This is a genomic window from Tateyamaria sp. (assembly GCF_059783535.1).
This window is the reverse complement of the sequence record NZ_JBYNDP010000163.1, coordinates 1-7,247: the sequence shown is the minus strand read 5'-3', so window position 1 is coordinate 7,247 and position 7,247 is coordinate 1. Positions and strand designations below refer to the sequence as shown.

The window sequence follows — 7,247 nt, the reverse complement described above, 5'->3', positions numbered from 1 at the left end:
TGGATGTTGTGTTGACCACGGATGCACCGACCAGCGCCGCAGGCTCCGATTTCATCGCCCATCGCCTTGCCGGACACCCCGTCAGCCTGCACGGCACACCTGATCGGATTGGGTATAAATCTCTGACAAAACTCCTTGAATCCGAACCCGTCATCGTCCCGACGGAAAGCGCAATCCGCACCGGGTTCAACCGCCTGACCGCTCGGCTTGGCGTCCAGCCTCGCATTATCGCCGACGTGGATGACATGGCGATGGTCCGCCTGCTGGCCCGCGATGGCGTCGGTCTCGCCCTTGCCCCCGAGATCGTGCTGGCCGATGAAATTGCCTCCGGGCAATTGGTGACAGCCCCATTCGACACCGGCATCACCGACACGTTCTATGCCGTCACCACCCGGCGCAGTTTTCCGCATCCTATGCTGGGCAGGTTGCTCCCGGACTGAGGTGTCGTTGTGCAACACGGCACAGGCCCGCCCCTTGCGACCACAGCGCAACGCCATAGGTTGCGGCAATGAACCAACAGAAAGGCTCTTCCCAAATGAGCGATCCGACCTATACGCCGCCTGCCAAATGGACATGGGACGCCGAAAGCGGCGGCCAGTTTGCCTCGATCAACCGCCCGATCGCAGGCAAGACTCATAACAAGGACCTGCCCGTCGGCAAGCACCCATTCCAACTGTACTCCTTGGCAACGCCGAACGGGGTCAAGGTCACCATGCTGTTCGAAGAGTTGCTGGCGGCTGGCGTCACGGACGCCGAATACGACGCGTGGTTGATCAACATTGGTGACGGCGACCAGTTCGGATCGGGCTTTGTGGATGCCAACCCCAATTCCAAAATTCCCGCCCTCATCGACCGCTCGGGCGACACGGAACTCCGCGTGTTTGAAAGCGGATCGATCCTGATCCACCTGGCTGAGAAATTCGGCAAGTTCCTCCCCGTCTCCGGCCCCGCGCGGACCGAGACACTGAACTGGCTGATGTGGCAGATGGGCTCGGCGCCGTTCCTCGGGGGTGGGTTTGGTCACTTCTACGCCTACGCGCCCGAGAAATACGAATACCCGATCAACCGCTACGCGATGGAGAGCAAGCGGCAGCTTGATGTGCTGGACCGCGAACTGGCGAACAAACCGTTCATCGCAGGGGACGAGTACACGATTGCCGACATGGCGATATGGCCTTGGTACGGGCAGCTGTGCCTTGGGCGTCTCTACTCTGCTGCAGAGTTCCTGGATGTCGAGAGCTACACCAACGTTCTCGCCTGGGCGAAAAAGATCGACGCGCGGCCTGCGACCCTGCGGGGACGGATGGTCAACCGCGCGTTTGGCGAACCGGAATTGCAACTGCATGAACGCCATGATGCGTCGGATTTTGACACCCAGACGCAGGACAAAATCGGGCCCAAGGAGGACTGAACCGGGATTTGTCCCCGCGGGGACAAGGTGTTCGATGAGGACACCGAATATCAAGCGGTGTCTGAAACACACGCAGAAACAAGGCGCTACCGCACCGCACGGCGTGGTGGCGCATTTTAACCGTTCGGATCGTACCCTCGTGCCCAACAGGGCACGGTCGGTTGCCGGGGGCAAAGGGCGGTCTATGTCTCGGGGATCAGACATGATCCGGAGACCTGACCCATGCGCCTTGCTGCCCTTGCCCTTTTGACCGCCCTGCCGTCTGCTGCGATCGCCGACCTGACCGTCAGCTTCCGTGATGGCGCGCCGAAGGATCGCTTTACGCTCAGCTATGACGGGGCCTGTGCATTGGACCGGTTGGACGTGCAGATCGATCTGGGTACGGCGCCTGCCGGGCTGATCTTTGACACCACCGGCGCAGGTGCAGGGGTCGAGGTGTTCCAACCTCTGGAATGGGTGGCAGGCACTGCGCGCGCCTCACAGGTCACAGATGGAGACACCGTTCTATCCGTTTCACTGGACGGGGTGGAACCAGGGGCAAGCTGGGCCTTTACCGCAGATATCGACGACACAACCAGCGCCCGCCAGATCACGGTTGATGGGTCAGAGATGGCCGGTGCTATGCTGCGCGCGGAGGGGCAAGCGGCGGTGTTTGATGGGTCCGGCGCGGCCACGGTCAAATTGCAGGACTGTATTTCGTAAGGCGGAGGGAATAGCCTTAGTCGGACTTTGGCTTGAGATCCAACGTGGTCAGCGGCACGGGCTGGAAACTGATTGTTGTATAGCTCCTGCGTGATCCGGCGTTTTGCCGCGCCGTTTTGATACCCCAAGAGACGACACTTTTGGAGCCACCGGTGAGGTGGCTCCAGACTTTAGCTCCTTCTCCGATCCGCCAAGCAAACGGACCGGAACACGGAAAGGTCGCGCAGTCTTTGCCTAGGCCGCGATTTTCCTTATGTCATTGGCAAGGTTCACGATTTTCTTTGCGTTGGAAGCCATGGTTCCCGCCTCGCTTGCCATCGTCCACTTGTCCATGTCCTTGAGCTTTTCGAAGAGCGTCTTGTCGGACGTTGTGATCTTGGCCGTGTCCATCACACTTTGCATTGCATCAAGAAACCTGATCCGGTCGTCCAGGGCCTTGGACATCTTTGTCACGCTACGCTGAAACTGCATGGCTTCGGCCCCCGCCTTGATCGCCTGAGCGTTGAGCTTCTTGCCCTTGGGACCTGTCGACACAAGCGCAGGAATTTTGTTTGCCTCGGCCTTGAGCTTATCCGATGCCGAAGACGCCTTGTCGACCACCTTGCGGTACGAGGCGATGCCATTGCGGTAGTTCTTGCGTGCCGTCTCCGCTCCGCTGGCTGCCGCGTTCGTTTCCTTCTTGACGACGTTGAACATCGATTTGACGTAATCCGCCGCCTTTTGCGCCTTGGTAACAGGCTTGCGTGCCGCCTCATCCTGCTCTGCTTTTTGCTCTGCGAGCTGTTCAGCGCGCTTGGCAAGGTCCTTCAAGGCTTTAACGGGGTCTTTCTTGTCATAGCCCGTGAAATCCTGCGCGTATTGCTTTGCAAGGCTTTCGATCTTTTGTTCGCGCGCCGTCAGATACTTGTCGACACTGTGAATGAGCGCTTGGCACTTTTTTGACTCATCGGCGCAAAGCCCATCGATCGCCTTGTAAGCCGCGTAACAAGCTGTGGCGGCAGAAACGAACCCGCTGACGTCCACCCCACTGCTTGCGACTGATCTGGCAACGGCGGCCGTGGTCACAAGGGCAGCTTTGCCGACCTTGATAACGACGATCACCTTGGCATCTCTCAGAAGTGCGTCTTGCTTGGCTTCTTTCTTGCGTTGCGCTTCGACCGCTGCCTGAGCGCTTTTCTCGGCGTATTTGAGCGCACCCCGGATCGCGACATTAGCACCCTGAATCAACCGGCTCGCCTTGGCGCTAGCATCCGGATTCTCTTCTGCGATCAGCTTTTCAATTTTTGTGGTCGACTCGGTTGCGACCTTTACGATCTGCTTTTCGGTGTCTTCCAACGAATTGCGGGCGGCCACTTCCAGTCGTTTCAGCTTGCTGGAGGGGACCTTCTCCTTTGCCTCGACCTTGATAGTGACATTCACCCGATAGGGAGGGATCGAGACATAGTCGCTTTTGGGTTTGTTCCGAACCAAATCGACGATGTAGAATTTGTGTTCCGTGGTGGTCTTAGCCATGTGATTTTCCTCATTCGCGGGCGAGAACGGCCTCAGCCCTGGTCAATTCCAATCGACTTTCGTCATTGGTTTGTGCTGCGAAGTGCGAATAGGGTTCATGGCTGCCTACACATAAGCTTTGACGAGGCGCAGAGGTCAGCTTGCTTGACCTCCCTTAGGAAGGTCCGGCGACGCGTTTGGAGGCACCAAGACGGTGCGATTACATCTGGGGTATTGAAGTGCTGCGGCGAGACAGGACAACCGCTCGCGAACCTGCGCATGCATCAAGACCGTCGGGCTAGCGCCTATGGACGGTTCTTTCTATCGCAAGAAAGGTCCTTTAGAAGAAAACCACACAAATAGTGCGGAAAGTAATGAATTTACGAGATTTGGAATACGTCGCCGCAGTTGCGAAATGTGGCAACTTCAGCGCCGCAGCGGAGTACTGCAACGTCTCACAGCCCGCTCTGTCAAACCAAATCAAGAAACTCGAAAAAGAGCTGGGCACCGATCTGTTTCTCCGCCTCAGCGGCGAGGTAAGACCAACAGCCAGCGGTCAACGCATCGTGAAAATTGCAAACGAAATGCTGATCGGCGCGCAACGGATCAGAGATACAGCAACCGAGTTTCGCGACCCCGAAGCGGTGCCTTTTAACATCGGCCTGACCCCGACGCTGGCGCCGTATCTGACGGACTACTTCTCAAACCTGTTCAGCGTCATCTTTCCACGCATGCGGGTCACTATGATCGAAGATCTACCGCAGAACATGTTGAAGATGGTCGAGGATCACAGCCTGGACGTGGCTTTGGTGGCGAAACTTAATCACAATCCCACGCTCGAATTCACGTCGATCTGGGAAGAACCTTTGTATTTGGCGGTTCACGAGGGGCACCCCCTTGCGCCCCTGCCATCCATCCGGCCGGAAGACGTGCCCATACATGACTTCATTCGTCTTCCGCATTCGTTCGGATACGAACTTGAAGAACGGTTGCCAACACCTGATCAGGCCTCACGCGGGTCCAAGAAATTCGACCTGACTGCGCTGCGTTTCGAGACCATCTGCCGACATATCTGTCATTCGGACGATTGCACGATTGTCTCGGCCCTCGCCGCCGAGCAGTTCCGCCAGGACAATTGGCCTTTGTCCTTCATCCCATTCGAAGCACCCGGCAACCTTCGCAATCTCGGTGCGGCGTCGCGATTGAACTGCCCTCGAAAACCGCTGCTTGCCAAGATCGGGGCCTATATCCAGGAAAATCCACCCAAAGGCGTCACGCCAACATTTGTGGCGTGACGCGGCCCTTTCCCTACTCGATAAAGGTGCGGGCCAACCGGTCGCTCAGAGGTTGGGTCAGGTAGCTGAGGGCCGTGCGTTCGCCCGTATTCACGAACAGGTCGGCGGGCATACCCGGCACCAGATCCAGTGCCGCTACCTCTTGGGATTGGACGTCATCCAGTTTGACACGCGCGGTGTAGTAGTAGTCTCCGGTGCGTTCATCTTCGAGGCTGTCGGCGGAGATGTCGACGATGCGGCCCTCTGCCTCGGGCACATCGCCTTGATCAAAGGCAGACAGACGCACCCGTGTGGACTGACCAACATAGAGTTTTTCGATGTCGGCCGTATTCACCCTCGCCTCGACCACCAGTGGTTGGTCAATCGGCACAATGTCCAGAATGGGTGCCCCCGGGCGGACAACGCCGCCCGCGGTGAACACCGTCATCTCGACCACCCGGCCGCTGACGGGAGCGGTAATTGCCACGCGCTTTAGCCGTTCTGAGGCCCCGATGAACTGCGGCTCGAGCGTGGCAAGTGAGGCGTCGATCTGCGCCAGTTCGGTCGAGGCGGCTTCGTCCCGCAAGGTGCGCGCGCCGATGCTGGCCAGGTGCAGCTCGCTGATCTGGTTGCGGGCCTGTGCCTCTTGGGTCAGCAGGGCCGCGTCTACGCCAATCAAGCGCTCGACCTCGACTCGGCGTGTATTCACCCGGGCCGCTGCAACAAGGCCTTTGTCGAGCAGGGTTTGCAGGTTGCCCAGCTCTTGGCGTGTGATGTCCAGCTGACGGGTGTTGGAGGCGCGTTGTGATTGCAGACCGCTCACTTGATCCTCGAGATTGGCGATGCGTTGCGCTGTCAGCGCCTCTTCGGCATCGCGCGACCGGCGTTCTGCATCGAACAGCAGCTTCTGGGTGGTGAATGCCGTGGCCCACGTTGCGGGGTCCAGTTCGACGCGCATCATCTGCGCAACAGCCGCCTGATCAAATGTATCGGCTTCTTGCAGTTGGGCCATCAGCCGCGCACGGCGTACCGACAGATCGCTGAGTTGGCTTTCGATCACGTTGAGATCGACGCCCAGATCGGTGCTGTCCAGCTCCAAAAGGGTCTGGCCCGCTTCGACCAGGTCGCCGTTGCTGACAAGAATGCTGCTGACAATGCCGCCATCCAGATGCTCCACCGTCTTGCGATTGCCTTCGACCACAAAACTTGCTTGGGCCACAACTGCGCCATCCAGCTTTGACGCAGTTGCCCAATAGGCGGCACCGCCAAGGAAACCGATGACGGCCAAAAGCCCAAAAATCACAAATCCGGTAATGCCAGCGCCGGAGGCCTTGGGTTGAACGCGGTTGTAGTCTTCAAGGCGCAGAACGCCGGTTTTGCGGGCGGGTGTGAGTGCAGTTGTCATTGTGCTGCTCCTTTTACAGCGGGTTCTTGTTGGCGACGGGCGGCCAGTTGTGCGGCAGCGGTCTGGGCCACTGGCGTCCCTTGCTGACGCGGACGCAGGATGTCTTCCTTGTCGCCAAAGCCCGTTTGCGTACCTTTGTTGAGTGTCAGAACCTTGTTGACGGCTTCCAACGTGCTGGGGCGATGCGTCATCACGAAGGTGACGGCCCCGCGTGCACTGGCGCCACGAATGGCGTTGCGCAGCGCCGCCTCGCCCTGGGCGTCCAGGTCCGAGTTCGGCTCATCCAGAACCAGAATGAACGGATCATCATAAAGCGCGCGCGCAAGTGCGATCCGTTGGCGTTGACCGCCGGACAGGTGGAAGCCATTGCCGATCTCTGTCGCGTAGCCATCGGGCAGGCTGCTGATCAGGCCATGCACGTCGGCGGCGATGGCTGCGGCCAGCACCTTGCTGTCGTCGATCGACGTTGAAAACCGCGCAATGTTTTCGCGAATGGTCCCATCGAACAGATGCACATCCTGCGGCAGGTAGCCCACCAATTGTCCCAATTCTTCGGGATCCCATTTGGCCATGGGCGTACCATCGAGGCGAATGGCGCCGCGTTGCGGGGTCCAGATCCCGGCCAGCATCTTTGCCAGCGTTGACTTGCCGGACCCGCTGTGACCGATCACGGCCAAAACATCGCCAGCCGACAGGGCAAACTCGATCCCCCCGATGGTGGCGTTTTGCGCCAAGGGTGGGCCCGCCTGCGCGATAGCTGCGTTCAGCGAGATTTGCGGACGCGGCAGTGCCAGCCGCTTGGGTGACTCGGGGTAGGTTTCGGACAGGGCGCGCAGGGTTTTGTACGACCCGCGAGCGGCCAGAAAGGTGCGCCACTGACCAATCAGCTGGTCAATGGGCGCAAGCGCCCGGGCCAGCACGATGGTGGCGGCAATCATCACACCGGCGGTGGCCTGACCGCTGA

7 protein-coding genes are annotated in these 7,247 nt (G+C 59.1%); 4 read left to right on the top strand and 3 right to left on the bottom strand.

Annotation, left to right across the window (positions count from 1 at the left end):
* From AC6RA8_RS19950 to AC6RA8_RS19940, 3 genes are all read left to right on the top strand, one after another.
* Nucleotides 1–440, top strand: a 440-nt coding sequence (locus AC6RA8_RS19950; RefSeq protein WP_500355201.1) for a LysR substrate-binding domain-containing protein, incomplete at its 5' end; no start/stop codon positions are given.
* A 95-nt stretch (nucleotides 441–535) separates the two neighbouring features.
* Nucleotides 536–1,411: a glutathione-dependent disulfide-bond oxidoreductase gene (yghU, locus tag AC6RA8_RS19945; RefSeq protein ID WP_500355200.1), complete on the top strand. Its 876-nt coding sequence runs from the start codon at nucleotides 536–538 to the stop codon at nucleotides 1,409–1,411.
* Nucleotides 1,412–1,633: 222 nt separating this feature from the next.
* Complete coding sequence (locus AC6RA8_RS19940; RefSeq protein ID WP_500355198.1) at nucleotides 1,634–2,113, top strand: hypothetical protein; 480 nt, start codon at nucleotides 1,634–1,636, stop codon at nucleotides 2,111–2,113.
* A 234-nt stretch (nucleotides 2,114–2,347) separates the two neighbouring features.
* Here the strand turns inward: AC6RA8_RS19940 and AC6RA8_RS19935 are convergent, their stop codons facing one another.
* Nucleotides 2,348–3,625 (bottom strand): hypothetical protein, encoded by a 1,278-nt coding sequence (locus AC6RA8_RS19935; protein ID WP_500355196.1) that lies wholly within the window; start codon nucleotides 3,623–3,625, stop codon nucleotides 2,348–2,350.
* Nucleotides 3,626–3,978: 353 nt separating this feature from the next.
* Here AC6RA8_RS19935 and AC6RA8_RS19930 point away from each other — a divergent pair, with 353 nt between their 5' ends.
* Nucleotides 3,979–4,899, top strand: a complete 921-nt coding sequence (locus AC6RA8_RS19930; RefSeq protein WP_500355194.1) for a LysR family transcriptional regulator — start codon at nucleotides 3,979–3,981, stop codon at nucleotides 4,897–4,899.
* Nucleotides 4,900–4,912: 13 nt separating this feature from the next.
* Here AC6RA8_RS19930 and AC6RA8_RS19925 read toward each other — a convergent pair whose 3' ends face one another.
* Complete coding sequence (locus AC6RA8_RS19925; protein WP_500355192.1) at nucleotides 4,913–6,283, bottom strand: HlyD family type I secretion periplasmic adaptor subunit; 1,371 nt, start codon at nucleotides 6,281–6,283, stop codon at nucleotides 4,913–4,915.
* Nucleotides 6,280–7,247: type I secretion system permease/ATPase (locus tag AC6RA8_RS19920; RefSeq protein ID WP_500355190.1), on the bottom strand; the 968-nt coding region annotated here is incomplete at its 5' end. The genes AC6RA8_RS19925 and AC6RA8_RS19920, both read right to left, overlap by 4 nt.

What these genes read in the sequence shown, in the direction of transcription:
- yghU (WP_500355200.1), top strand. Translation starts at nt 536, where the DNA reads ATGAGCGATCCGACCTATACGCCGCCTGCCAAATGGACATGGGACGCC.
- AC6RA8_RS19940 (WP_500355198.1), top strand. Translation starts at nt 1,634, where the DNA reads ATGCGCCTTGCTGCCCTTGCCCTTTTGACCGCCCTGCCGTCTGCTGCG.
- AC6RA8_RS19935 (WP_500355196.1), bottom strand. Translation starts at nt 3,625, where the DNA reads ATGGCTAAGACCACCACGGAACACAAATTCTACATCGTCGATTTGGTT.
- AC6RA8_RS19930 (WP_500355194.1), top strand. Translation starts at nt 3,979, where the DNA reads ATGAATTTACGAGATTTGGAATACGTCGCCGCAGTTGCGAAATGTGGC.
- AC6RA8_RS19925 (WP_500355192.1), bottom strand. Translation starts at nt 6,283, where the DNA reads ATGACAACTGCACTCACACCCGCCCGCAAAACCGGCGTTCTGCGCCTT.